This is a genomic window from Stutzerimonas kunmingensis (genome assembly GCF_900114065.1).
Taxonomy (GTDB): Bacteria; Pseudomonadota; Gammaproteobacteria; order Pseudomonadales; family Pseudomonadaceae; genus Stutzerimonas; species Stutzerimonas kunmingensis.
On sequence record NZ_FORS01000004.1, the window covers coordinates 210,207 to 235,986 of the forward strand.

The window sequence follows — 25,780 nt, forward strand, 5'->3', positions numbered from 1 at the left end:
TGACACCCGTCAGTAGAGACCGTTTCGCCGCTCATGCCCAGCCCGACATCGGTGGAACTGTCAGCCTCAGGCAGCGCTGACCTGCACCGGCACACCGTTGAGCGCGGCATTGCCGGATACATCCAACTGGCGCTCGTCAGTCAGGTCGTTACTGCTGGCGCCCGGTTGCTGCCGGGCGATATCCATTTGCACGCCAGGACGGGCGTGGCCCCAGCCATGCGGCAGGCTGACCACGCCGGGCATCATCTCCTCGCTGGCCAGCGCCTCCACCTCGACCACGCCGACCCGGGAATGCACGCGCACCCGCTGGCCATCCTGCAAAGTCCGAGCAGCCATGTCCGCAGGGTGCATCAGCAGCTGATGACGAGGTTTGCCCTTCACCAGGCGCTGGTAGTTGTGCATCCAGGAATTGTTGCTGCGTACATGCCGGCGGCCGATCAGCAACAGCTCGTCGGCACCTGCCTGAGGCTGCGCGGCGAAACGCTGCAGATCGTCCAGCATCAGCGCCGGCGCGGTCTGGATGCGCTTGTTCGGCGTTTTCAGGCGCCGCGCCAGGTTTGGCTTGAGCGGCCCGAGATCCAGCCCGTGGGGATGATCCTCCAGTGCTGCCAGGCGCAGCTTGCGCTCGGACTTGTCGCCGTATGGCCCATGGCGTAGCGCCAGGTCCATCATTTGCTGCGGCGGCATGGTGGGCTTCAGCTCGACGCCGACCCGCGCTGCGTACGCCTTAGCCAGCCCGATGAAGATTTCCCAGTCGTGCAGCGCACCCTCGGGTTTGGGCAGTACCGGCTGGTTGAAGCGGGTAACGTTGCGCACGGCGAGCAGGTTGAAGGTGGCGTCGTAATGGTCGTGCTCCAGCGGCGCGGTCGGCGGCAGGATCACGTCGGCATAGCGAGTGGTTTCGTTGATGTAGAAATCCACACTGAGCATGAACTCCAGCCCATCCAGCGCCTGCTCCAGCTTGCGCCCGTTGGGCGTGGAGAGCACCGGGTTTCCGGCCACGGTGATCAGTGCACGCACCTGCCCTTCCCCGGGTTCAAGCATCTCCTCGGCCAGTGCCGCTACCGGTAGTTCGCCGCCGTATTCAGGCAACTGCGAAACCCGGCTATGCCAGGCGGCGAAGTGGCCGCCGGAGGTGGTCTCCACCAGATCCACCGCAGGCTCGGTACACAGCGCGCCGCCGACCCGATCGAGGTTACCGGTGACCAGGTTGATCAGCTGCACCAACCACTGGCAGAGCGTGCCGAAGGCCTGGGTCGAGACGCCCATCCGCCCGTAGCAGACTGCCTTGTCCGCCGCCGCGAAATCCCGCGCCAGCTGGCGGATCTGCTCGGCCGGAATCCCACAACGGGCGCTCATCGCCTCGGCGGTAAAGGCGGCGATCGCCGTGCGCACCTCCTCGATGCCGTCCAGCGGGAGCTCGCTGGTGCGCGTCAGGCCTTCCTCGAACAGAGTATTGAGCAGGCCAAACAGCAGCGCCGCGTCTTGTCCCGGCCGCACGAACATATGTTGATCGGCGATCGCTGCGGTCTCGCTGCGACGCGGGTCGACCACCACCAGCTTGCCGCCGCGGGCACGGATCGCCTTCAACCGCTTCTCTACGTCGGGCACGGTCATGATGCTGCCATTGGAGGCCAGCGGGTTGCCGCCGAGGATCAGCATGAAATCGGTGTGATCGATGTCCGGCACGGGTAATAGCAGGCCGTGGCCGTACATCAGATGGCTGGTCAGGTGATGCGGCAGCTGATCGACCGAGGTCGCGGAAAAGCGATTGCGCGTCTTCAGCAGCCCGAGGAAGTAGTTGCTGTGGGTCATCAGCCCGTAGTTGTGCACACTCGGGTTGCCCTGGTAGATGGCCACGGCATTGGCGCCGTGGCGCTCGCGGATCTCAGCCAGGCGCTCGGCGACCAGTTCGTAGGCCTCCTCCCAGCTGATCGCCTGCCACTCATCGCCGCAGCGCCGCATCGGGTGGCGCAGCCGGTCACGGTCGTTCTGGATGTCCCGCAGGGCGACAGCCTTGGGACAGATATGGCCGCGGCTGAAGCTGTCGAGGGGGTCGCCCTTGATCGAAAGGATGCGCTCGCCTTCGGTCTGGATGGTCAGGCCGCAGATGGCTTCGCACAGATGACAGGCACGGTGATGGACGCTGATCTCGCTCATTTCGGATTCCCGCATGGCGCTGTTGTTGTCCAGCCACTCTAGGCGCCATGGCCGCGGGCAACAATCAGACGTCTTGACGGGGAATGGCGCTGGATTCAGCCGGCCTATCGTCAGCCGGCATGCATCGATCAGCGCGGGGCGATATGCGCCACCATCAGCTGCACGCTTTCCTGACCGCGGTACTCGTTGACGTCGAGCTTGTAGGCCAGCTCGGCCCAGCGCACCGTCGGATTCGGCCAGATTTCGCGGTCGACGTTGAAGGCAATGCCGTCGAGGGTCAGCGAGCCGCATTCGCTCTTGAGCACCAGCTTCAGATGGCGCTCGCCGACGATACGTTGCTGCACCAACTGGAACACCCCATGAAACATCGGCTCGGGAAAATGCTGGCCCCAGGGCCCGGCGTTGCGCAGCGCACGCGCCAGTTCCAGGTGGAACTCCTCGACGCTGAGCTGGCCGTCGGTTAGCAGCCGGCCGGTGAGATCATCCTCGCACAGCTGGCGGCGCACTTCGGCGTCGAAGGCGGCAGCGAATGCGCCGAAGCTGGCTTGCGGCAGCGACAGCCCGGCCGCCATGGCATGCCCGCCAAACTTGCTGATCAAGCCGGGATGCTTGGCGGCGACCGCATCCAGCGCATCGCGGATATGAAAGCCCGGCACCGAGCGCGCAGAGCCTTTGAGCAGGCCGTCGCCGGCATCGGCGAAGGCGATGGTCGGGCGGTGGTAGCGCTCCTTCATACGCGAAGCCAGGATGCCGATCACGCCCTGATGCCAGTCCGCCTCGAATAGGCACAGGCCGAACGGCAGGTCTTCCAGGGGCAAATCCTTGAGCTGCGCCAGTGCCTCGCGCTGCATGCCCTGCTCGATGCTCTTGCGGTCCTTGTTCAGCTCATCGAGCTGGACCGCCATATCGCGCGCCAGTGCCTCGTCCTCGCAGAGCAGGCATTCGATGCCCAGCGACATGTCATCCAGCCGCCCGGCCGCGTTGAGCCGCGGTCCGAGAATGAAGCCCAGGTCGGTAGAGGTGATGCGTCGATGGTCGCGCCCCGTCACTTCGAGAATCGCCCGCAGGCCCGCCCTCGCCCGCCCCGCGCGAATCCGCGCCAATCCCTGATGGACCAGGATGCGATTGTTGGCATCCAGCGATACCACGTCGGCGACACTGCCCAACGCCACGAGGTCCAATAGCTCAGCCAGGTTCGGCTCTGCCCAGCCCTGACGGATGAACCAGTCCAGCTCACGCAGGCGAGCGCGTAATGCCAGCAGCACATAGAAGATGACCCCGACACCGGCGATGCACTTGCTGGGAAAGGCGCACTCAGGCTGATTGGGGTTAACGATGGCATCAGCCGCCGGCAGTTCGTGACCCGGCAGGTGATGGTCCGTGACCAGCACCTTGAGCCCTGCGGCCTTGGCCGCCGCCACGCCGTCGACACTGGAAATGCCGTTGTCCACGGTCACCAACAGATCGGGCTCGCGCTGCAAGGCAACGGCAACGATTTCCGGCGTCAGACCGTAGCCATATTCGAAGCGATTGGGCACCAGGTAATCGACGTGGGCAGCGCCAAGCTGGCGCAAGCCAAGTACACCCACGGTGCTGGCCGTGGCGCCATCGGCATCGAAATCGCCGACGAACAGGATGCGTTGACGCTTCTCCAGCGCCTCGACCAGCAGCTCGACCGCGGCATCGATGCCCTTGAGCTGCTTATAAGGAATCAACCGCGCCAGCCCCTTGTCCAGCTCCTCTGCGCAGGTCACACCACGGGCCGCGTAGAGGCGCTGCAGCAGCGGCGGCAGCTCGCCAAGGTCGGGCAGCTGCTCGGGCAGGGGGCGGGGTTCGATACGCATCGTCGGATTCCAGACTCGGTGAAACGGATTACAGGGAGGTGGCCGCACGTGCGGCCTGGTCGTACAGGCCCGACATAGCGCGCAGCATGCCCGCCAGGCGGTGGATCTCATCAGGGTCGATATTGAGGTTCTCGAACGAGGCGATCAGGCATTCGCGGCGGATGTCGGCGTACTCCTGACAAAGCGCACGGCCCTTGTCGGTGGTGCGATAGAACATCTCCTTGCCCTGCTTCGCCCCTTCCACCAGGCCGAGCTTGCTCAGCTTCTTCAGCGCGTAAGTCACGGTGTGGGTGTCTTCCACATTGAGCAGCAGGCAGATATCCGCCTGTCGCTTGGCGCGGCCACGGCTGGTGAGATTGTGCAGCACCATGACGTCCAGCGCGTTCATCTCCACCGTGCCGCAGGCCTGCATGCAACGCTCCATCCAGCGCATCAGCGCGGCGCTGGCGACGATGATGCCGTACTCCAGTTCAGACAGTTCCTGGGACTGCTCGGCGAGGTGCGCCGAAGCGACGATCGAAGATCGCAACGGGCGGGGGCTTTTGGCGTCAACCATCTTGAGTTCCTGATTGATGAAGCGGCAGCGCCGTTCGTATCGATGGGGCGGGCAAGGATACAGCAATGTCCGCTCAGGCACTTCAGACGCCCAACGGCAGAAATACGTTGATAATTTATCAATACTTTATCAGTGTATCGACCCTCAACGCCGCCGCAAACGCACCAGTCCATTTCGAAAGGAGCAGCCATCGTGAGTCGTCTCTTACTCAATTGCGATATAGGGGAAAGCTTCGGCGCCTGGACCATGGGCCTGGATGCCGAGGTGATGCCGTTCATCGATTGCGCCAATGTCGCCTGCGGCTTCCATGCGTCCGATCCGCAGATCATGCGGCGCACAGTGGCGTTGGCACGCAAGCATGATGTGCGCATCGGCGCCCATCCGGCCTATCCGGATCTGGTCGGCTTCGGCCGGCGCTCCATGGCCTGCAGCCCGGCCGAAGTGGAGAACATGCTGCTCTATCAGATCGGCGCACTCGACGGCATCTGCCGCGCTGAAGGCACGCAGGTTCGCTACGTCAAACCGCACGGGGCGCTGTACAACGACATGATGCGCCAGCCCGAACTGCTGCGCGCAGTGATGAGCGCCATCAAGGCCTACAGCGCCAACCTGCCGCTGATGCTGATGTCCACCCGCGACAACAGCGCAAGCCAAGCACTGGCAGAGGAAATGGGCATCACCCTGTGGTTCGAGGTGTTCGCCGACCGCGCCTATGACGCCGCCGGCATGCTTGTTTCGCGCAGCCTGCCAGGCGCCGTCCACCACGATGCAGAAACCGTGACCGACCAGGCCCTGCGCCTGGCCAAGGGCGAGGCGCTGATCGCGAGCGATGACAGCGCGCTGATTCTGCAGGCCGATACCCTCTGCGTGCATGGCGACAACGCCGGTTCCATAGCCGCCGTCCAGCGCATCCGCCACGCGCTGCAAGCGCTTCCCGCATGAAGCCGCGGATCGAAGTGGTGGGCGTCGACAGCCTGTTGTTGCGCCTGTTCGATCAGATCGACGAAGGCAACATGCCCTGGATGCTTGCCGCCAGTCAGCGGGTGCGCGACGCCTTCGGCACGGCACTGATCGATCTGGTGCCTTCCTACACCACCCTGCTGGTGCATTACGACCTGATCCAACTGGACGACCTGCAGGCTCGCCAGCACCTTCACCAAGCGCTCGAGGGTCTGCAGCCCGCCGCCGCCGAAACTGCGCGCCAGCATGCAATCCCAGTGTGGTACGACGCCAGCGTCGGCCCCGAGCTACGAGCGCTAGGCAAGCGCAGCGGGCTCGGTGTAGCCGGCGTGATCGAGCAACACAGCGCACACATCTATCAGGTCTTCGCCCTCGGCTTCGCACCCGGCTTCGCCTTTCTCGGGCTGGTCGATGAGCGTTTGGCCAGCCCGCGCCTGGCCACACCACGCAAGCAGGTGCCGGCCGGAAGCCTGGGCATCGCCGATCGGCAGACCGCCATATATCCGCTGGTATCGCCGGGTGGCTGGAATCTGATCGGGCGCAGCCCGGTTCGTCTGTTCGACCGCGAGCCCGACGGCTACAGCCTCTGGCAGCCAGGCGACCGGGTGCGCTTCGTGCCCATCGAGCGCGCCGAATTCATCCGCTTGGGCGGCAACGACAGCCCTTTTCAGGAGACTGCCGTATGAGTCTGCTTATCGAACGCGCCGGCGCATTGGCCAGCTTGCAGGACGGCGGCCGTATGGGCGTCCGCCACCTCGGCGTTACCCAGGGCGGCCCGGTGGACTGGATTTCCCACAGCTGGGCCAACTGGCTGCTTGGAAATCCTGTGCAGGCCGCTACGGTGGAAATCACGCTGGGGAATTTCAGCCTTCGCGCGCAAACCGATACCTGCCTGGCGATCTGCGGTGCCGATCTCGGCGCCGCGCTCGATGACGAAGCCATCGCACCGGGGCGTAGCTTCGAGGTCCGTAAGGGCCAACTGCTTACCTTCACGCACCCAAAGCGAGGCGTTCGCGCCTATCTCGCTGCGCCAGGCGGCTTTCAGGCGACACCGGTATTGGGGAGCTGCGCCACGGTCCGGCGCGAGCAACTCGGCGGCTTGGCCGGTGACGGCCAAGCGCTGGCCGAGGGCGGCCGCTTGCACTGGCTCAGTGGTGTTTCTGCTGCTCGCCGAGAGCTGCCAGTGCCAACCGTCACCCCACTACCGAGCCCGACCCTGGCGGTCGTGCTCGGCGCGCAGATTGGTGATTTCAGCGGCCAGAGCCTGTTCGATGCCTTCAACAGCGACTGGACAGTCGATCAACGAGCCGACCGCATGGGCGTGCGCTTGCTCGGCCCAACGCTTCACAGCACGCGCTCATCCATGATTTCCGAAGGCGTGCCGCTGGGGGCGATCCAGGTTCCGGCCGACGGGCAGCCGATCATCCTGCTCAACGACCGCCAGACAATCGGCGGCCATCCACGCCTCGGCGCGCTGACACCTGCGGCGGTGGCCCAGCTGGCGCAGTGCCTGCCAGGCACCTCGCTCAGGCTCAAACCGATTTCACTGGAGGCCGCGCAACGCGCGCACCGCGAACTGCTCGCCCAGTGGCGGTAGTCGCTCATAAGGAGCCGCTGACCAGCAGCCAGTTATTCCAACAAGAACAACATTGCCGGGTATGACCCGGGCGCATTTCTACCTGCCCCAACGCCAAGAAAAAGAAGGTATCCAATGCAAGCCACACAAGCCGAACGCGGCACTCCCGCCCAGCGCAACGTCCTGCGCGGCGCCATTTTCATCATGGCGACTTCGTCCATCGGACCCGCGTTTCTGACCCAAACGTCGCTGTTCACCGAGAAGTATCTGGCGAGTTTCGCCTTCGCGATCCTGATCTCTTTGCTCATCGACATCGGTGCCCAGCTTAATATCTGGCGGGTGATCACCGTTGCCAACCTGCGCGGCCAGGACGTCGCCAACCGCGTGATACCCGGCGTCGGCCATCTGATATCCGCCTTCATCGTGCTTGGCGGCATTGCCTTCAACATCGGCAACATCGGTGGCGCCGGCCTGGCGATGAATGTGATCTTCGGTATCCCGCCGATAATCGGCTCGTTGATCGCCGCCGTGCTGATCATCGGCATCTTCCTGCTGCGCAACGCCAAGGGCGTGATGGACTCGGTGATGCAAGTCCTTGGCCTGGTGATGCTGTGCATGATCGGCTACGCCATGCTGCAGTCGAATCCACCACTGCTCGAAGCGATGAGTCGCAGCTTCAATCCGGACGACCCATTGATCCTGCTGCTGCCGATCGTGACATTGGTGGGCGGCACGGTCGGCGGCTACATATCGTTTTCCGGTGGCCATCGCCTGGTAGAGGCCGGCATCACCGGTGTAGAGAATGTCAGGCTGGTAACCCGCGCGGCCGTGATCGGTATCGCTACCACTGGCGTCGTGCGCATCTGCCTGTTCCTCGCAGCCCTCGGTGTCGTCAGCCAGGGCCTGACTCTCGACCCGAGCAACCCCGCTGCATCGGTGTTCTCCCATTCGATGGGCACCATCGGCTACAAGATTTTTGGCGTAGTGCTACTGGCCGCATCGGTTTCATCGGTGATCGGCGCCGCTTATACCAGTGTGACCTTCATGTACTCGCTGCATGACAGCATCCGCCGGCATAACCAGCGTGTGGTGATCGCCTTTATTGCCTGCTCGACGCTCATCTACAGCCTGGTCGGCCAGCCCGTGAAGGTTCTGGTGGTGGCGGGCACCCTGAATGCCCTGGTACTGCCGCTGGCGCTGGGCTGCATATTGCTCGCGTCGCGCAAATCGAACATCGTCGGCGATGCCTACCGTCACCCTACCTGGATGCTGATGTTCGGCATATTGGCCATGCTGGCCACGGCGGTTGGGGTGGTGATGTCGTTCAATGCGCTGCTGGAGTTCTGGCAAGCGTGACTGGCACGGCGGGCGCTCTCAGCGCTCGCCGAGCAACCAACCCAACTTCACTTCGAACTGGCCACGCTCATCGGTGATGAACAACGTGCCGTCACTGATCATCACGCCCCACTGCAGACTACGCGGCAAGTCCTTGACCAACGCGGCAAGTGACTCCGAGTCGATGGTGGCAATGGACAGATTCTTCAATCCCTTCACCGCATCGATCACCTTGCCCTGCCAGACGCGCAGATTGCCATAGGCAACCAGGCTGACGCGTTCGGCTCGTCGCGAACACCAAGTCAATCGCTCTGCATCCGGCTGACCCACTTCGATCCAATGAAGGACGCGGCCATCCAGACTCTTTTCCCAGAGTGCTGGCTCGTCCACATCAGAGAGGCCGCGACCAAAGGCCAGCTGCTCGCTATACCAGAGCGCATAGGCAATCAATCGCACGCCGAGGCGTTCTTCGGTTTCCGACGGGTGTTTGGCGACCGTAAAGCGCAGATTCTCGTAAACCCCGCGGTCCAGGTCCGTGAGATTCAGCTCGACTTTATATGGTGTGGCTTGCAGGGCCATGAACGGCCTCCGTTGCGAAAAGGCGCGCAGTCTACCGCAAAGCGGTCAACACCGATCCTCGCTGCGGCCTTCGACACCGTCGGTACGAACGGAAAAATACGCTCATCGGGAGAAACCCCCGACGAACGAACTTTGACAATTATTCTCATTCTGATTAGCATCCCAACCGTCAACGAATTCAACGGGTAGTGCTTCTATGTACGTCTGTCTTTGCCAGGGTGTAACCGACGGCCAGATTCGCGATGCCATCTACGAAGGCTGCTGCAGCTACCGTGAAGTACGGGAAACGACGGGCGTCGCCACCCAGTGCGGCAAGTGCGCCTGCGTCGCCAAGCAGGTCGTGCGCGAGACGCTCAGCAACGTGCAGAGTGCCCAGGCCTCCCTCGCGTACCCTGCCAGTTTTGTTCAGGCTTGACAGACTGAAGCCATGAAGCCGGGCCATGCCCGGCTTTTTTTTGCCTGCAAATCAGCAAGTTGCTCAGAAGGATGCGGAACGCAACTATTCTCGCTAGGGTTTAGCTTTAGCATTCAATGACTTAGGTTTGACAGGTCGCCTGAGCGTGGCCAGACTGCTTGCATTCCCACCGCGTCAGGCAGGCTAACTACATGAAAGGCGACAAGCTGGTCATTCAGCACCTCAACAAGATCCTCGGCAATGAGCTGGTAGCCATCAACCAGTACTTCCTGCACGCGCGCATGTATGAGGACTGGGGTCTCGGCAAGCTCGGCAAGCATGAGTACGAAGAATCCATCGACGAGATGAAGCATGCGGACAAGCTGATCAAGCGCATCCTGTTCCTGGAAGGCCTGCCGAATCTGCAGGATCTGGGCAAGTTGCTGATCGGTGAGAACACTCGCGAGATGCTCGAGTGCGACCTCAGGCTGGAGCAAGGTGGCGTGCAGGATCTGAAGGTCGCCATCGCTTACTGCGAAAGCGTCGGCGACTACGGCAGTCGCGAGCTGCTGGAAGACATCCTCGAATCCGAGGAGGAACACATCGATTGGCTGGAGACGCAGTTGAGCCTGATCGACAAGGTGGGCATGGAAAACTACCTGCAGTCGCAGATGGACGACTGATTCAGTAGCAAGCCCATATAAAAACGCCCCGACTAGATCGGGGCGTTTTCGTTTGCAGCGAAGAGAACCGCTTATTCCTGCTCGGCTGCTTCAGCAGGCTGCTCGGCTGCGGGCTGCTCGGCCTCGTCACCCTTGATATCCAGCAGCTCGAGATCGAAGACCAGCACGGAGTTGGCCGGGATCAGCGGGCTCGGGCTCTGCTCGCCGTAGGCCAGTTCGCTCGGGATGTAGAGCTTGTACTTCTCGCCCACATGCATCAGCTGCAGACCTTCGACCCAACCTGGAATCACACCGCCGACCGGCAGATCAATCGGGCTGCCGCGCTTGATCGAGCTATCGAAGACGGTGCCGTCGGTCAAGCTGCCCTCGTAGTGCACGGTCACCACGTCGTTCTCGGTCGGTTGACGGCCTTCGGCCGCCTTGACGACTTCGTACTGCAGACCGGATTCGGTGGTCTTCACGCCCTCACGCTTGGCGTTGTCTTCGAGGAACTTCTTGCCAGCCTCGACCGCTTTGGCATTCATCTCAACCATGCGCTCTTCGGCACGGGTCTGCAGGAAGGTGAAAGCCTCCATCAGCTGCTCATCGGTGAGCTTCTGCTCCTTCTTGCCGATGGCATCTTCAATACCCTGCGCAACAGCCTGGGAGTCGAGATCATCCATACCCTCCTGCGCAAGGCTCTTGCCCATGTTCAGGCCGATACCATAGGACGCCTTCTGCGTCGGAGTGTCCAGTTTGACACTGGTCTGCGAGTCGCAGCCGGCCAGCACCAGGCCAACCAGGGCAACCGCAGGCGCCAAACGATGATGTCTCAGTCTCATGCTGTTTCCTTAAATACGCTGTTGGGCATTCGAAAAACCGATGGTCGAGCTTAGCAGCGCATCCCGGCACTGGCTACCGCACCCCAAGGCAAGGACCGTAAAGAGATTGCAAAGAACGGACGCGCGTAGCAATCCGATAGCAGGATCGAGCCGAGCGAGAAGCGGCACCCGTAGCTTCAGCCCAAAAAAATCCAGGCAAAAAAAAACGGCCTAGATGGCCGTTTCTTTCGTTGCTTCAGGGCGTTCAGTGGACCCGTGAAGCGAATATGGCGCAGCGGACGGGACTCGAACCCGCGACCCCCGGCGTGACAGGCCGGTATTCTAACCGACTGAACTACCGCTGCGCTAAACCTCGAGTGGTGGGTGATGACGGGATCGAACCGCCGACCCTCTGCTTGTAAGGCAGATGCTCTCCCAGCTGAGCTAATCACCCGTTTGCTCTCGAAGTGGGGCGCATTCTAGAGAGGGTTCCGCACCTTGGCAACCCCCTTTCGAAAAAAAAATTGCAGAAGTTCCAAAGACTTAGGAAAACCCTCGATTTACCAGCCGATTTTTCTCGTCCGCCGTGCATTAACATCCCGCAGGGTTGGCCTGAACTGGCCAGGCAGGAATAATGCACCCCTTTGCTTTCCGGAGATCTACCCCGCCATGTGGTTTCGTAACCTGCTCGTTTACCGTCTCACCCAGAACGTCGCTCTAGATGCCGAGACACTCGAAGCTGCACTGGCCGCCAAACCTGCCCGCCCCTGCGCCAGCCAGGAGCTGAGCACCTACGGCTTCGTCGCCCCCTTTGGTAAGGGTGAAGACGCCCCCCTGGTGCACGTCAGCCAGGGTTTCCTGCTGATCGCCACGCGCAAGGAAGAACGCATTCTTCCGGGCAGCGTCGTCAAGGATGCGCTGAAGGAAAAGGTTGACGAGATCGAAGCCGAGCAGATGCGCAAGGTCTACAAGAAGGAGCGCGACCAGATAAAAGACGAGATCATCCAGGCCTTTCTGCCGCGCGCCTTCATCCGCAAATCCGGCACCTTCGCCGCAGTCGACGCCGAGCGCGGGCTGATCCTGGTGAACTCGGCCAGCCCGAAGAAGGCCGAGGACCTGCTGTCCACCCTGCGTGAAGCGATCGGCTCGCTGCCGGTGCGCCCGCTGACCGTGAAGATCGCGCCAAGCGCCACCCTGACCGATTGGGTCAAGACGCAGAAGTCCGCAGACGATTTCTTCGTGCTCGACGAATGCGAGCTGCGCGACACCCACGAGGACGGCGGCGTGGTGCGCTGCAAGCGCCAGGACCTGACCAGCGACGAGATCCAGCAGCATATGGAAGCCGGCAAGCAGGTCACCCAGCTGTCGCTGGCCTGGCAGGACAAGCTGTCCTTCGTGCTGGACGACAAGTTGATCATCAAGCGCCTGCGCTTCGAGGAACTGCTGCAGGACCAGGCCGAGCAGGACGGTGGTGAAGACGCCCTTGCCCAGCAGGACGCCAGTTTCCTGCTGATGATGATGACCTTCCGCGAGTTCCTGCCTGCGCTGTTCGAGGCGTTCGGTGGCGAAGAAGTCCCCCAGGGCCTCTGACACCAGCCCGGGGCGCTGATCGGCGCCCCGCTCCCCTCAACGCACCTTCAGCTGCAACGCCAGCGCCCCGCCCAATCGCTCCCCCAGCGACCAGATCAGAAAACGCTCGATGAACTCCGGCGCATCGACGAACAGCGCCCCGCAGACCAGCACGCTGAGCAACGAAACAGTCAGGAAAAGCTGCGGTATCGAGAGCTTCAGCAGCACCAGCAGGACAATTGCGATGATCGCCGACGCGACCATGAACAGCGCGTTGAGAATGTTGTTCGCTGCCACCACTCGCGAGCGCTCGTGAACCACACTGCGTGACTGGATCAGGGCATACAACGGGACGATGTACAGCCCACCGAAAATCCCCAGCCCGAGGATATCCATCAGTACCCACCAGGCAGAAGGCTCGCCGAGCAGCGCAAGCCAGTCGACCGTACCCACAGGCTCCCCGTGGCCGCTCGCATGCCACCACAGCAGCACTCCGCAAAGGCTCAGGCCAATGGCTCCGAACGGGACCAGGCCGATCTCCACGTGATGCCGCGACAGCCGCTCGCAAAGCAGCGACCCCAGCGCGATGCCGACCGAAAACAGCGTCAGGATCAACGTCACCACGCTTTCATCGCCACCGAGATAGTCCTTGGCAAACGCCGGGATCTGCGTCAGGTAGGTCGCACCGAGAAACCAGAACCAGGAATTGCCCAGCATGGCCCGGGACACCGCCCGCTGCTGACCGAGCCCCAGCCGCAGAATGCGCCATGACTGACGCAGCACGCGCCAATCCATATGCAGGGTCGGCAGCGCTGCCGTACCGGCTGGAATGGCCAGACTGGTGAGATAACCGACGAGCGCGATCAGCACCACGCTGATCGCCACCAGCTCGGCGTAGCCCTCACTCGCCATCAACACACCCGCACCGATGGTGCCCCCGAGAATCGCCAGGAACGTTCCCATCTCCACCAGCGCATTGCCTCCCACCAGCTCATCCTCGGCGAGCTGCTGCGGCAGGATCGAGTACTTGACCGGACCAAACAGCGCCGACTGGGTGCCCATGCAGAACAGCACCGCAAGCAATACCGGCAGGTTGCCGAGCAACATGCCGAGCGCCCCGGCAAGCATGATCAGAATCTCGGCGAACTTGATTCGGCGAATCAGCCAGGCCTTCTCGAAGCGCTCGCCGAACTGGCCACCCAGCGCGGAGAACAGAAAGAACGGCAGGATGAACAGCAGCGCACAAAGATTGATAAGCAGACTCTTGTCGGCGCCAGTGCCGATCTTGAACAGAATCGCCAGGATCAACGCCTGCTTGAACACGTTGTCGTTGAATGCACCGAGCAGCTGCGTGCAGAAAAAAGGCAGGAAGCGACGCTTGCCGAGCAGGCGAAACTGCGAATGCGTGGTCGCCGGCCCGCCAGCTGGCACACGCCTTGTAGAGCTAGCCCCGGTCGATTCCTGATTCATATCGGCAACTGCCCGAAAGCCCAGCGCAGCAGAAAGAAGCTCAGCAGTCCGCCGGCGATAGTCGCCAGCAGGTTGCGGCTAAACGCGGCTATGACGATCGCCAACAGCCCCGCGAGCAGATAGGCATTGTCCGGACGCAACGCCCACTGCCCTTCCGGCATCAGCATTCCCGGCACCACGATGGCAGTCAGTACCGCCACCGGCACGTAATGCAGCCCCTGCTCGATAGCGCGGGGAAAGCGCAGGTTGGGCCAGGCGAAAAAGCTGTAGCGGATCACGAAGGTGATCGCCAGCATGCCGAAGATCAGCAACCAGGTCGTCATAGCGCCCCCTGCATGCGCGCAGCCGCTTCGGCGCGACGTTCGAGCCAGACGCCGACGACGATGCCGGCCATGGCGGCGGCGATCAGTCCGAGCTTGTAAGGCAGCTCCCAGGTCAGCAAGGCCACCGCGCCAGCCACCAGCGCCGAGGCCACCTGCGGGCGCGTCCGCATCATCGGCACCGCGATGCCGATGAAGGTGGCGATCATGGCGAAGTCCAGCCCCCAGCTGGCGATACCCGGAACCGCCTGACCGAAGGCGACACCCACCAGTGTCGACAGCTGCCAGTTGATGTACATGGTCAGCGCGGCTCCGAGAAAGAACCAATGCTTGTACGGCGACTCGTCGTCGCGGGCATAGCGATTCTGCACCACGGCGAAGGCCTCGTCCGTGAGCCAGAACGCCAGAGGGGCGCGCCAGCGGCCCGGCAGATGACGAACGAATGGCTGCAACGCGGCGCTGTACAAGGCGTGCCGCAGATTGACCACGAAGGTGGTCAGCAGTACCACGGCTGCGCCTACGCCACCGGTTATCAGCGTGATCGCGATGAACTGTGCGGAACCGGCGAAGACCAGCGAAGACATGCCCATGGTCTGCCAGGGCGTCAATCCGGCGCCGACGGCCAGCGTGCCGAAGATGACACCGAACGGAATCGCACCGAGGATCAACGGCAGAATGTCACGGCACCCGTGAACGAACTCTTGCGAGCGGGACATTGGAACTCCTGTAGCCAATTTTGCACCGAACCTTGCGCTGCCTATCGACCTCGTAGCGAAAGGCGTGGGTAGCGGACGGATCGACGCAAGACATGCGGCAAAGCACCGCACGATATCCGAACTGAGACGCCCAGGCGATGCGTCGCAGAGCAGTCAGTCGGCCGCGAGCCGCTGCTTGAGCTGCGGCCAGTCACGGTCGGTGATGCTGTACAGCACGGTATCGTCCAGACGACCGTCTGCCAGTCGCCGATGGTTACGCAGCAATCCTTCGCGTAGGGCACCTAGCTTTTCGATGGCCCGCTGCGAGCGGAGGTTACTGGCGGCAGTCTTCAGCTGCAGGCGAACCAACTGCCATTCTTCGAATGCGTGACGCAGCAGCAGGTACTTGATCGAGGCATTCAGCCCGGTGCCATGCTCCGCATGGTCCAGCCAGGTCCAGCCCAATTCGGCCGCCGGCAGGCTCAGGTTGAAGTCGGCGAAGCGCGTGGTGCCGACCAGCTGCTCGGCCATCCGCACACTGAAGACAACCGCGCGCCCCTCGCGCTGTTCCGCCAGCGCATGGCGGTACCAGTCCGGCCGTAGCGGCCCGCTCATATATGTCAGCTCGGCGCGGTTCCGCTCTGCCAGGGCAACCAGCTCCGGGATATCCGCTTCCATCAGCGGCTCCAGGCGCAGCGCCCCGCGTTGCAGGGTTACCGGATGGGGGCTGAGCATGACATTCTCCTGTTATTGCGTTCGGGCAAATCGGCGGTTACCAGACAGTAACCCATGGCGCAGGAAACGCCGTACTTCGCGGACGACCGGCGATATTGCTGGCGGGCCCGCGCTAGACGCATGCGACCTTGGTCGCAACCCTGCACACGGGGTGACCATTGCTGCGAAACTTCACGAACTCAGCATATTAACGAGTCACCAGGGCTGATTGAATTCGGCACCGTTACCGGCCCGCCGAGGCCTGCCTGGCACTCACCTTTCGTTTTCTGGAGTTTGCATGACGCTGTCAGGCGGGCTGATCGCCGCGGTCGCCCTCGTTTATATGGCCATTCTGTTCGCCATCGCTTTCTACGGCGACCGCAACAGCGCTTCCATGTCGCCGCGTCTGCGGCCTTGGGTCTATAGCCTTTCACTGGCGGTGTACTGCACCAGCTGGACCTTCTTCGGTGCCGTTGGCCAATCCGCCGAGCAGCTCTGGGCGTTCCTCCCTATCTATCTGGGCCCGATCCTGCTGATGCTGTTCGCACCGCATGTGATCCAGAAGATGATCATGATCAGCAAGCAGGAGAACATCACCTCCATTGCCGACTTCATCGCCGCCCGCTATGGCAAATCTCAGCTGCTGGCAGTGGTTGTTACGCTGATCTGCCTGGTTGGCGTACTGCCGTACATCGCGCTGCAGCTCAAGGGCATCGTACTCGGCGTCAACCTGCTAAGCGGCATCAACATCGAGGCAGCCGGCACCGGCACGCGCGACACCGCGCTGATCGTCTCGATCGTGCTGGCGCTGTTCACCATCCTCTTCGGCACGCGCAACCTCGATGTGACCGAGCATCACCGCGGCATGGTCCTGGCGATCGCTTTCGAATCACTGATCAAGCTGCTGGCATTCCTGGCGGTGGGCGCCTTCGTCACCTTCGGCCTGTTCGACGGCTTTGGCGATCTGTTCAATCAGGCCTATGACTCGCCGGACCTTGCCGGATTCTGGAGCGAAGGTGTCAACTGGTCAGCCATGCTGGTCCAGACCACCGTCGCGATGATGGCGATCGTCTGTCTGCCGCGGCAGTTTCACGTTTCTGTGGTGGAAAACATCGAGCCGCGCGACTTCCGTATGGCCCGCTGGGTGTTTCCGCTCTATCTGGTACTCGCCGCGGTGTTCGTCATCCCGATCGCGCTGGCGGGACAGATGCTGTTGCCCGCAGGCGTAACGCCGGATTCCTTCGTCATCAGCCTGCCGTTGGCCGAACTGCATCCCTGGCTCGCCCTGCTCGCCTTCATCGGCGGCGCCTCGGCGGCAACCGGCATGGTAATCGTCGCCAGCGTCGCGCTTTCGACCATGGTTTCCAACGACATGCTGCTGCCCTGGCTGCTGCGCCGCCAGGAAGCCGAGCGCCCGTTCGAAGCATTTCGCCACTGGATGCTCTCGGTACGTCGCATCAGCATCGTCGTGATCCTGCTGCTCGCCTATGTCAGCTACCGCCTGCTCGGCTCCACGGCATCGCTGGCTACAATCGGCCAGATCGCCTTCGCCGCCATCACTCAGCTGGCCCCGGCGATGGTTGGTGCGCTGTATTGGAAGCAGGCCAACCGTCGCGGCGTGTTCGCCGGCCTGACCGCCGGCGCGGCAATCTGGTTCTATACGCTGATTGTTCCTCTGCTGGGCTGGCCGCTGGAAATGTTCCCGGGCCTGAGCTGGATGTACAACGGCGGCCTCGGTTTCGGCCTCAGCGGACTGACCCTGGGCGTGACCCTGTCGCTGATCGGTAACGCAACGCTGTTTTTCTGGGTATCCATCCTCACCCAGACCCACGTGGCCGAGCATTGGCAGGCCAGCCGCTTTATCGGTCAGGAGATCGCCTCCCCGACCGGTGCCCGCCGTCTGCTCGCCGTACGCGTCGAAGACCTGCTGGTCCTGGCATCCCGCTTCGTCGGCGCCGAGCGCGCCGAGCAAAGCTTCCAGCGCTTCGCCCGCCGCCACGGCCAGGACTTCTCGCCCAAACTGCAAGCTGACGGCCAGTGGATCGCACATACCGAACGCCTGCTGGCGGGCGTGCTCGGCGCGTCGTCCACCCGTGCGGTGGTCAAGGCAGCGCTGGAAGGCCGCGACATGCAGGTCGACGACGTGGTGCGCATCGTCGGTGAAGCCTCGGAAGTGCTGCAGTTCAACCGCGCCCTGCTGCAAGGCGCGATCGAGAACATCACCCAGGGCATCAGCGTGGTCGACCAGTCGCTGCGCCTGGTGGCATGGAACCATCGCTATCTCGAGCTCTTCGAGTACCCGGACGGGCTGGTCTACATCGGCCGCCCGATCGCCGACATCATCCGCTACAACGCCGAGCGCGGGCTTTGCGGCCCAGGCGACCCGGACACCCACGTGGCCAAGCGCCTGTACTGGATGCGCCAGGGTCGCGCGCATACGTCCGAGCGGCTGTTCCCCAACGGCCGCGTCGTCGAGCTGATCGGCAACCCGATGCCGGGCGGCGGCTTCGTCATGAGCTTCAGTGACATCACCGCCTACCGCGAAGCCGAACGTGCCTTGAAAGATGCCAACGAAGGTCTCGAACAGCGCGTCAGCGAGCGGACCCAGGAACTGTCGCAGCTCAACCAGGCGCTGATCGAAGCCAAGAGCACCGCGGAAGCGGCCAACCAGTCGAAGACCCGCTTCCTCGCCGCCGTCAGCCACGACCTGATGCAGCCGCTCAACGCCGCACGGCTGTTCTCCGCCGCACTGTCACACCAGCAGAGCGCCCTGCCCAGCGAGGCCCAGGAACTGGTGCAGCATCTGGACAGTTCGTTGCGTTCGGCTGAAGACCTGATCACCGACCTGTTGGATATCTCGCGCCTGGAAAGCGGCCGGGTGACCCCGGATCGCAACCCCTTCCCACTCGCCACGCTGTTCGACACGCTGGGCACGGAGTTCACCGCACTGGCCAGCGAACAGGGGGTCAACTTCCGCGTGCACGGCAGCAAGCTGCGCGTCGACAGTGACATCCGCCTGCTCCGTCGCGTGCTGCAGAACTTCCTCACCAATGCCTTCCGTTACGCCAAGGGCCGCGTGGTACTCGGCGTGCGCCGGCAAGGCGCATCACTGCGGCTCGAAGTCTGGGACCGCGGCCCGGGCATCCCGCATGACAAGCTGAAGGTGATCTTCGAGGAGTTCAAACGCCTGGACAGCCACCAGACCCGCGCGGAGAAGGGTCTGGGCCTGGGCCTGGCCATCGCCGACGGTCTCTGCCACGTACTCGAACACCCGCTGGAAGTGCGCTCCTGGCCGGGCAAGGGCAGCGTGTTCAGCGTCACCGTGCCGGTCGCCCGTGCATTGAGCCAGCCGCGCCCGGCAGCCAAGCGTGGCGAGCCGCAGCACACCGCGTTGACCGGCACTCAGGTGCTTTGCATCGATAACGAGGACAGTATTCTGGTCGGCATGAACAGCCTGCTCACCCGCTGGGGTTGCCAGGTATGGACCGCCAGCAACCGCGCCGAATGCGAAGCGCTGCTGGCCGAGGACATTCGCCCGCAACTGGTGCTGGTCGACTACCACCTCGACGAGGGCCAGACCGGCACCGAGCTGATGGCCTGGTTGCGCACTCGGCTGGGCGAGCCGGTGCCCGGCGTGGTGATCAGTGCCGATGGCCGCCCGGAACTGGTGGCGGCGATTCACGCAAGCGGCCTGGATTTCCTCGCCAAGCCGGTCAAGCCTGCGGCGTTGCGCGCCCTGATGAGCCGGCACCTGACGCTTCAGTAGACAGGCGACCTCGGCCAGCGGGTGAAACAATCGCGGCCGAGGCCGGTTACACTGCTGGCAATTTGCACACTTGGCGGCAAGGTGGCCGATGACGCTCGAGCTTTTTCTCAACCTCGCCACGGCGCTTGCCGTCGGGCTACTGATCGGCACCGAACGTAGCTGGAGCGGCAGAGACGGCCCCGGCCAGGAGCTGGTCGCCGGGGTCCGCACCTTCGGCCTGTCGGGCCTGTTCGGCGGGCTCGCGGCGGTTAGCGTCAGCCATCTCGGCGGCTCTGCCTGGGTGGCCATGTTCGCCATGCTCGCGCTGCTGGTCATTGCCGGCTATCTGATCGATGCGCGTCGCAGCGGCGACCATGGCATGACCACCGAGGTCGCCATGCTGCTGACCTTTGTTCTCGGCAGCCTGGCGGTCGCGGAGAGCCGGCAGCTCGCCGCCGCATGCGCCATCGTCGTGGCGCTGCTGCTGAGCCTGAAAGCCCCGCTGCATCAGGCGCTGAAGCGGCTCAGCGAGGCGGAACTGGGCGGCGCGCTGAAGATGCTGTTCATCTCCGTGGTGCTGCTGCCCACGCTGCCGAACCAGGGCTATGGCCCCTGGCAGGCACTCAATCCCTACACGACCTGGATGATGGTGGTACTGATCGCCGGAATCGGTTTCGCCGCATACGTGGCGATCCGTATCCTTGGCCCTCGTCACGGCCTCTTCGTCACGGCGCTGCTTGGCGGCATCGTCTCCTCCACTGCGATGACCATCACGCTGGCGCGGCTGAACGCGCCGAAGCTGCGTGCCGCGCTCGCAGCCGGCCTGCTGGCGACGTCGGCGCTCATGTTTCCTCGCGTTCTACTGGAGGTGGGACTGGTCAATCCGGCGCTGCTTCCTGGCCTGATCCTGCCTCTGGCGTGCGCCGGCGCCATCTATACAGCAGGTGCAATCTTCTATTACCTGCTGGCAGCCAAAACGCCCACAGACACTGCCGAGCCCCTGCTGAAGAACCCGTTCGAGCTGGGACCGGCGCTACGCTTCGCCGCCTTGCTGGTGTTGATCCTGCTACTGGTCGAGGGGGCACGGCGCTGGCTGGGCGATGCCGGCATCTACATGGTGTCGCTGGTCGCAGGTCTGACCGATGTGGATGCGATCACCCTCTCGCTGGCCAACAATGCCCGCGACGGGCTCAGTCATGAGGTCGCGTCGCGCGGCATCGTATTCGCCGCGCTGAGCAACAGCCTGGTCAAGGCCATGCTGATCGCCTTCATCGGTGGCCGTGAACTGGCTATCCGTACCCTGCCGATCATGTTCGCCGGGCTGCTGACTGCGCTCGCCGTGCTGCTGTTGCGTTAGCGCCGTGATCTAGTCGCCCGCCTCGCTGAGTTCCTCGGCACCGGCACGCTCCAGCCAGTCGCCCGGCAAGCGCTTGCTGGCCCGTGCACCGAGCGACTTCAATTGCTCGGCTCGACCAACAAGGTTGCCGCGACCATCGCTAAGCTTGTTGCGCGCCGCCAGGTAAGCACGATCCACCTGCTGCAATCGGCTGCCGATCTCATCGAGATCCTGGATGAAGGCGACGAACTTGTCGTAAAGCCCGCCGGCTTTCTCGGCGATCTCCCGGGCGTTCTGGCTTTGCCGTTCCTGCCGCCAGAGGCTGTCGATGACCCGCAGGGTGGCGAGCAAGGTCGTCGGACTGACGATCACGATGTGCCGCCCATAGGCTTCCTGGAACAGATCGGGATCTGCCTGCAGCGCGGCCGCGAAAGCCGCCTCGATCGGCACGAACAGCAGCACGAAGTCGAGGCTCTGCAAGCCATCGAGGCGCTGGTAGTCCTTCAGCGAGAGCCCCTTGAGGTGGCTGCGCAGCGATTGCACATGCTGCTTGAGCGCCAGCGCCCGGCTGCCTTCATCCTCGGCGCAGGTCAGCGCCTGATAGGCGGTCAGACTGACTTTGGCATCAACCACGACCTGTTTGTCCCCGGGCAGATGGATCAGCACATCCGGCTGAAAACGCTCACCGTCCGGGCTCTTCAGGCTGACCTGCGTATGGTACTCGCGGCCCTTCTCCAGCCCGGCATGCTCCAGCACCTTTTCCAGCACCAGCTCGCCCCAGTTGCCCTGTGTCTTCTGCCCTTGCAGCGCACGGGTCAGGTTGGTCGCTTCATCACCAAGGCGTTGGTTCAGCTGCTGCAGGCGCTCCAGCTCGCGAGCCAGGGAGAAGCGCTCGCGCGCTTCGTTCTGGTAGCTCTCCTCGACTCGCTTCTCGAACGACTGGATGCGTTCCTTCAGCGGTTCGAGCAGCTGTCCCAGGCGCTCATGGCTGGACTCGCTGAAACGCTGCTCACGCTCGTCGAAGATCTTGCCGGCCAGCTCGGCGAACTGTGCCCGCAGGTCGTCACGCGCTGCCTGCAGGTCTGCCAACCTTTGCTGATGGGCGTTGTGCTGTTCGCGCAGTTCGGCTTCGAGCGCGGCATGGGTCGCGCTCAACCGGCGCAGTTCACCTTGCTGGGCGTCGCGCTCGGCTTGCAGGTCGGCAATGGTTTCATCATGGCCGTCACGCTGCGTGCGCAACAGTTCGGCCTCGCGGCGCAGCGCAGCCAGCTCGGCCTGCTGCGCTGATTTGATGCCACTCAACTCCGCCAGCTCGATCCGACAGCTCTCCAGCTGCGCCGTCAGCCCCTCCTGCGCCAGGGTGGCCTGTCGGAGCCGCTCATCGAGCAACGCCTGTTCGGACTCGCTGGCGGACAGGCGGCGCTGCAGATAAAGGCTCAGCCCAGCCAGGGCAGCCAGGCCGAGCGCCAGACCGATCAATAGATGAAGAGGATCAAAGGACATGAAGGGCTCCGGCAAAAGTGCCGGGCAGTATAGCGAGCCGCAGGTGGGTGGTCAGGCGGGTGCCGTCAGCCCTTGATCCGCTGAAGGAAGCTCGCAGCCTCCTGGGAACCCTGTGCGGCGGCTTGCTCGAGCCACAGGCGCGCCTTGGCAGGTTCGCTGTGGTCGGGCTGGCAATAAAGGCGCCCCAGCTCCAGCTGTGCCTGGCAGTCGCCTGCACGGGCCGCCTGACGCAGCAGCTCGAAACCGATACGGCGGTCGCGCTGACCATCGCACTCGCAGCACAGCAGACGCCCCAGACGACTCTGCGCTTCCACCACGCCCTCACGCGCCGGCTGCTTGAGCAGGCGCCCTGCAATCCGTTTGACACCCTGATTTCTGCCCAGGTGCTGGCTATCGAGCAACCACAGCGCCATGCGCAGCGGCAACCGTGCCGTAGGGGCGGTAGTGGCAAAGGAGGCGGAGGAGGCTGTACGCGTTCTCATGCACATCTGGGGGCTGGATGAATAAGGTCGCGCACTCTACTCCTTTTTTCCGAGAGTTAAAGTCTTGTCAAAAGCGAAAAAATTAGATCCGGATCACACCAAAAATTAATCCACAGAAGCTGTGGATAAGTCAGTGGACAAACAGAAGACAAATCTATGAATGCCACGTCTCATGGGGGCTGCGCTTAAACTGACGTTTTTTTCGCCAATGAAAAAAGTGCTTATTTTTCAATTGGTTATTAACGATCTATGAGTTCAGGCGATTTGCGACAGTTTGTCATAAGGCCTTGACTGGCGTGCTGCGCAAATGTGCACAAGTTCAGCGCACCAGGCGCGAAGCGGCTTGCCACAAGGGTTGCAGCGGCACAAGAGCGAACTTTCAGACAAAGCTGTTGTCGTCCTGCGCACCTTGCCGGAGCACGGTAGCTACGCTTGTTCTGCGGCTATGCTGTACGCCTCGCATTCTGGAACTGGAAATGACGAAACCGTCGAGAATACTGCGCTGGCTGCTGGCTGGCCTGCTGCTATTGCTGCTGCTTGCCGGCGGTTTCGCCTGGTATCAATGGACAGCGTTCAAGCGCGAACAAGGCATCGTCGAACTCGACTGGCAGGGGCTGCGTGTCTCTTTCAGAAGCATATCGATCCGCCAGCTTGACTATGCACAGCTGACCGGGAACGGCCTCAACCTGACCGTCCGGGCTGAAAATATCGTGCTGCAAGTTCCCAGCATTTTTCAGCCATTTCCACCACAATCGCTTCAAATAGAACGTCTCAGCACGACCCTACTCTCGCTACCGCATGCCGGGAAGGAGAGCTCGTCTCCGCGCGACGCCGAGCAATATGCACGCTGGGGGGCGTGGCTGCCGCAGCGATTGACCATAGCTGATTTGAGGATGGACCTCCCCTGCGCGAAGGGTCGTTGCGACGAACGGGGTAGCCTGTGGCTGGAACACGCCGGCGAAACACTGCTGCCTGTCGATGCCCGGCTGGACCTACGCCGCAACGAACACCGTGTTTCGCTGATCGTCAGTGCACAGGGACCAGACCCCATGCACAGCCTGATCGAAGCCAGGCTGCTGATTGACGAGCAGTCGCGCCTGGAAGGCCGTAACCGGCTCAACCTCCTCGGCAACACCCTGCGATCCGATGGCACCCTTGCCATGGGCAGCTTGCCGGAAGCGCCCTGGCTGTTGAGCTGGCTAAGCGAATGGACCGGCTACGAACCCACCCCGCTGCCAGACATGCCAGCTGACATGCGGCTTGGCGCAGGTTGGGCGCTTAGCGTGCCTCGCTCGACAGGCGGCACGCTCGAATGGCGCCGTGCCGGCGGGAATCTGCGTCTCTCCGGCCACCTGCCGGCGCCATGGCCAATCATCGGGCTTGGCGAGCTGCAAGGCGATATCGACCTCACGGCTAATGGACAGGATGGCCTGTGGCTGCCTACCGAGCTGAAAGCCCATGTCCAGCTACGCCCCGAACCGGCGCTCGTCGCCGACCTTCCCGAGAATCTGCGACCTGAGCGGCTGGACATCCAGATCGAGCCCTTGGATGCCGAAACCGATCAAGACGAACTGCCGCTACAGGTCAAGCTGGACGCCCAAGGCGCCACACCGGCGAACCTGCAGGCACGGGTGCGACTGAGTACCGCACCGCCATATGTACTGCAGATCGAGCAGGCGCAACTGCAACTGCGCAGTAGCAAGCTGAAGCTGGATGCGCTTTCGCTAGGAGGTCTGGAGGCCACGCTGGACTTCTCCGGTCGTGCGAACCTCGAGCAGATCGATGTACAGCTGCATAAAAGCTCACAGGTCACCCTCACCGACCTGACCAGCGGAGAACTCACTGCCCGCCAACTGCAGGCCCTGCTCTCCCAACCGCTCAGCCTGCATCTCGACCGCCGCAACTCAGAGCCGCCTAGCTGGCGCGTACAGGGGCCGCTGGACCTGCGCGTCAGCCGACTGGATCACCCGCGACTGATCTCCCAGGGCTGGCACTGGAGCGGGCAGCTGGAAGCTGATGCCACAAAACTGGCAGCGACCGGCCCATTGAGCAACGATGTCGGGCTGACACTGGCAGCAAACCTGAACAAGCGCTGGAACGGCCCACTACAGGCAAACGGCAAGCTGCAGGAGATCTTTCTCCGCGCCGGCAACCCGCTTGCCCGCAGCTTCACAGCCTGGCCGGAGATGCTCGAACTGAACAGCGGTCGCCTGCTGGCTGATGGCACGCTTTCTGTGCCAACTGGCAGCACACCGCCATCCGCCAGGCTCACGCTGGAGGCCCGGGGACTGGCCGGCATCATCGACCGCGCCGAGATATCCGGGCTCGACGCAAGAATCGCTGCAAGCCTCGAGCGCAACCGCCTGGAGCTGGATATAACCGAGCTGCGCCTCGCTCAGCTCAATCCCGGATTCACTTTTGGCCCGCTGCTGCTGCGCGGAAACTATCGCACCGATCTCGATCATCCAGTGCAAGGCCAGCTGCGCTGGGCAACCGCGGAAACCCAAATCTTCGGCGGGAGGTTCTGGCTCGCCCCCGCCACGCTCGACCTGGCTGCACCGCAGCAACAATTAAGCGCCAAGCTGCAAGGACTGCAACTGAGCGACATGCTCGCCGCCTACCCTACCGAAGGGCTCGATGGCAGCGGCCTGATTGATGGCAGCTTCGACATTCGCCGCAGCGCACTCGGGTTCAGCGTCGACCAGGGCGAGCTGGCCGCGCGCGCACCCGGCGGTGTACTGCGCTTTCGTTCGCCGAAGATAGAAGCCCTTGGTCAGTCGAACCCGGCCATGAAGATCGTCACCGAAGCCCTGCACGATTTTCATTATGATCGGCTGAGCAGTGACGTCCGCTATGATGAGAGCGGCAAACTGAACCTCGCGCTGCGCCTGAACGGCCGCAACCCAGCCCTGGAAGGAGGCCGCCCGATCAATTTTTCGATCAATCTGGAAGAGGACATTCCGGCGCTGCTGACCAGCTTGCAACTGAGCGACCGGGTAAGCGAAACAATTCAACGACGGGTGCAGGAACATCTTCAACGCCTTCAATGAGGCCCTGCA

21 protein-coding genes and 2 tRNA genes are annotated in these 25,780 nt (G+C 62.9%); 10 read left to right on the forward strand and 13 right to left on the reverse strand.

What is annotated here, in order from left to right; genetic code table 11:
• Nucleotides 1-66 precede the first annotated feature (66 nt).
• The 3 genes from BM275_RS12035 to BM275_RS12045 all read right to left on the reverse strand — a co-directional run bounded on the left by BM275_RS12035 (nt 67) and on the right by BM275_RS12045 (nt 4,560).
• Nucleotides 67-2,160 carry a molybdopterin oxidoreductase family protein gene (locus tag BM275_RS12035; RefSeq protein ID WP_044315260.1) on the reverse strand — a complete coding sequence of 698 codons (2,094 nt, stop codon included), beginning with the start codon at nt 2,158-2,160 and terminating at the stop codon, nt 67-69.
• Nucleotides 2,161-2,288: 128 nt separating this feature from the next.
• The gene (recJ, locus tag BM275_RS12040; protein ID WP_044315261.1) at nt 2,289-4,004 is read right to left on the reverse strand and encodes a single-stranded-DNA-specific exonuclease RecJ; all 1,716 of its coding nucleotides are present in this window, start codon (nt 4,002-4,004) and stop codon (nt 2,289-2,291) included.
• A gap of 28 nt (nt 4,005-4,032) precedes the next feature.
• Entirely contained in the window at nt 4,033-4,560 is a 528-nt protein-coding gene (locus BM275_RS12045) for a winged helix DNA-binding protein (RefSeq protein WP_038658189.1), read from the reverse strand.
• Nucleotides 4,561-4,752: 192 nt separating this feature from the next.
• Here BM275_RS12045 and BM275_RS12050 point away from each other — a divergent pair, with 192 nt between their 5' ends.
• The 4 genes from BM275_RS12050 (at nt 4,753) to BM275_RS12065 (ending at nt 8,452) form a co-directional block, all read left to right on the forward strand.
• Entirely contained in the window at nt 4,753-5,502 is a 750-nt protein-coding gene (locus BM275_RS12050; RefSeq protein ID WP_044315262.1) for a 5-oxoprolinase subunit PxpA, read from the forward strand.
• The gene (gene pxpB / locus BM275_RS12055; RefSeq protein ID WP_044315263.1) at nt 5,499-6,206 is read left to right on the forward strand and encodes a 5-oxoprolinase subunit PxpB; all 708 of its coding nucleotides are present in this window, start codon (nt 5,499-5,501) and stop codon (nt 6,204-6,206) included. Before BM275_RS12050 ends, pxpB begins: the two co-directional genes overlap by 4 nt.
• Nucleotides 6,203-7,117, forward strand: coding sequence for a 5-oxoprolinase subunit C family protein (locus BM275_RS12060; RefSeq protein WP_090521310.1), 915 nt, complete (start codon nt 6,203-6,205; stop codon nt 7,115-7,117). The genes pxpB and BM275_RS12060 overlap by 4 nt, the downstream gene beginning before the upstream one ends.
• A gap of 114 nt (nt 7,118-7,231) precedes the next feature.
• Nucleotides 7,232-8,452, forward strand: coding sequence for an NRAMP family divalent metal transporter (locus BM275_RS12065; protein ID WP_090521312.1), 1,221 nt, complete (start codon nt 7,232-7,234; stop codon nt 8,450-8,452).
• An 18-nt stretch (nt 8,453-8,470) separates the two neighbouring features.
• Here the strand turns inward: BM275_RS12065 and BM275_RS12070 are convergent, their stop codons facing one another.
• Nucleotides 8,471-9,010: a YaeQ family protein gene (locus BM275_RS12070; RefSeq protein WP_003300734.1), complete on the reverse strand. Its 540-nt coding sequence runs from the start codon at nt 9,008-9,010 to the stop codon at nt 8,471-8,473.
• A gap of 196 nt (nt 9,011-9,206) precedes the next feature.
• On the opposite strand from BM275_RS12070, the gene BM275_RS12075 reads away from it, so the two are divergent.
• Complete coding sequence (locus BM275_RS12075) at nt 9,207-9,425, forward strand: bacterioferritin-associated ferredoxin (protein ID WP_014821003.1); 219 nt, start codon at nt 9,207-9,209, stop codon at nt 9,423-9,425.
• A gap of 191 nt (nt 9,426-9,616) precedes the next feature.
• A complete protein-coding gene (gene bfr, locus BM275_RS12080; protein WP_003300730.1) occupies nt 9,617-10,087 on the forward strand; it encodes a bacterioferritin in 471 nt (156 codons plus the stop codon).
• Between the two features lie 71 nt (nt 10,088-10,158).
• Here the strand turns inward: bfr and BM275_RS12085 are convergent, their stop codons facing one another.
• From BM275_RS12085 to BM275_RS12095, 3 genes are all read right to left on the reverse strand, one after another.
• Nucleotides 10,159-10,908, reverse strand: a complete 750-nt coding sequence (locus BM275_RS12085; RefSeq protein WP_090521315.1) for a BamJ family beta-barrel-assembly machinery protein — start codon at nt 10,906-10,908, stop codon at nt 10,159-10,161.
• 267 nt (nt 10,909-11,175) lie between these two features.
• A tRNA-Asp gene (locus BM275_RS12090) sits at nt 11,176-11,252 on the reverse strand.
• 13 nt (nt 11,253-11,265) lie between these two features.
• Nucleotides 11,266-11,341 (reverse strand) — tRNA-Val (locus BM275_RS12095).
• 215 nt (nt 11,342-11,556) lie between these two features.
• On the opposite strand from BM275_RS12095, the gene rdgC reads away from it, so the two are divergent.
• Nucleotides 11,557-12,477 (forward strand): recombination-associated protein RdgC, encoded by a 921-nt coding sequence (rdgC, locus tag BM275_RS12100; protein WP_090521316.1) that lies wholly within the window; start codon nt 11,557-11,559, stop codon nt 12,475-12,477.
• A 36-nt stretch (nt 12,478-12,513) separates the two neighbouring features.
• On the opposite strand, the gene BM275_RS12105 is transcribed toward rdgC, so the two are convergent.
• The 4 genes from BM275_RS12105 to BM275_RS12120 form a co-directional block, all read right to left on the reverse strand.
• Nucleotides 12,514-13,926 (reverse strand): MFS transporter, encoded by a 1,413-nt coding sequence (locus tag BM275_RS12105; RefSeq protein ID WP_090521318.1) that lies wholly within the window; start codon nt 13,924-13,926, stop codon nt 12,514-12,516.
• Nucleotides 13,923-14,249, reverse strand: a complete 327-nt coding sequence (locus BM275_RS12110; RefSeq protein ID WP_046618760.1) for an AzlD domain-containing protein — start codon at nt 14,247-14,249, stop codon at nt 13,923-13,925. Before BM275_RS12110 ends, BM275_RS12105 begins: the two co-directional genes overlap by 4 nt.
• Nucleotides 14,246-14,962, reverse strand: a complete 717-nt coding sequence (locus BM275_RS12115) for an AzlC family ABC transporter permease (protein ID WP_090521321.1) — start codon at nt 14,960-14,962, stop codon at nt 14,246-14,248. The genes BM275_RS12110 and BM275_RS12115 overlap by 4 nt, the downstream gene beginning before the upstream one ends.
• A 153-nt stretch (nt 14,963-15,115) precedes the next feature.
• On the reverse strand, nt 15,116-15,676 hold the full coding sequence (locus tag BM275_RS12120; protein ID WP_023446238.1) for a GNAT family N-acetyltransferase: 561 nt from the start codon (nt 15,674-15,676) through the stop codon (nt 15,116-15,118).
• A 277-nt stretch (nt 15,677-15,953) separates the two neighbouring features.
• Here BM275_RS12120 and BM275_RS12125 point away from each other — a divergent pair, with 277 nt between their 5' ends.
• The gene (locus tag BM275_RS12125; protein ID WP_090521323.1) at nt 15,954-19,421 is read left to right on the forward strand and encodes a hybrid sensor histidine kinase/response regulator; all 3,468 of its coding nucleotides are present in this window, start codon (nt 15,954-15,956) and stop codon (nt 19,419-19,421) included.
• 88 nt (nt 19,422-19,509) lie between these two features.
• Nucleotides 19,510-20,757, forward strand: coding sequence for an MgtC/SapB family protein (locus tag BM275_RS12130; protein WP_023446240.1), 1,248 nt, complete (start codon nt 19,510-19,512; stop codon nt 20,755-20,757).
• 9 nt (nt 20,758-20,766) lie between these two features.
• On the opposite strand, the gene BM275_RS12135 is transcribed toward BM275_RS12130, so the two are convergent.
• A complete protein-coding gene (locus BM275_RS12135; RefSeq protein WP_044315272.1) occupies nt 20,767-22,239 on the reverse strand; it encodes a DNA recombination protein RmuC in 1,473 nt (490 codons plus the stop codon).
• A 65-nt stretch (nt 22,240-22,304) separates the two neighbouring features.
• Nucleotides 22,305-22,652 (reverse strand): tetratricopeptide repeat protein, encoded by a 348-nt coding sequence (locus BM275_RS12140; protein ID WP_014821012.1) that lies wholly within the window; start codon nt 22,650-22,652, stop codon nt 22,305-22,307.
• Between the two features lie 545 nt (nt 22,653-23,197).
• Between BM275_RS12140 and BM275_RS12145 the strand changes: the two genes are divergently transcribed.
• On the forward strand, nt 23,198-25,771 hold the full coding sequence (locus BM275_RS12145) for an intermembrane phospholipid transport YdbH family protein (RefSeq protein ID WP_044315273.1): 2,574 nt from the start codon (nt 23,198-23,200) through the stop codon (nt 25,769-25,771).
• The last annotated feature ends 9 nt before the right edge of the window (nt 25,772-25,780 follow it).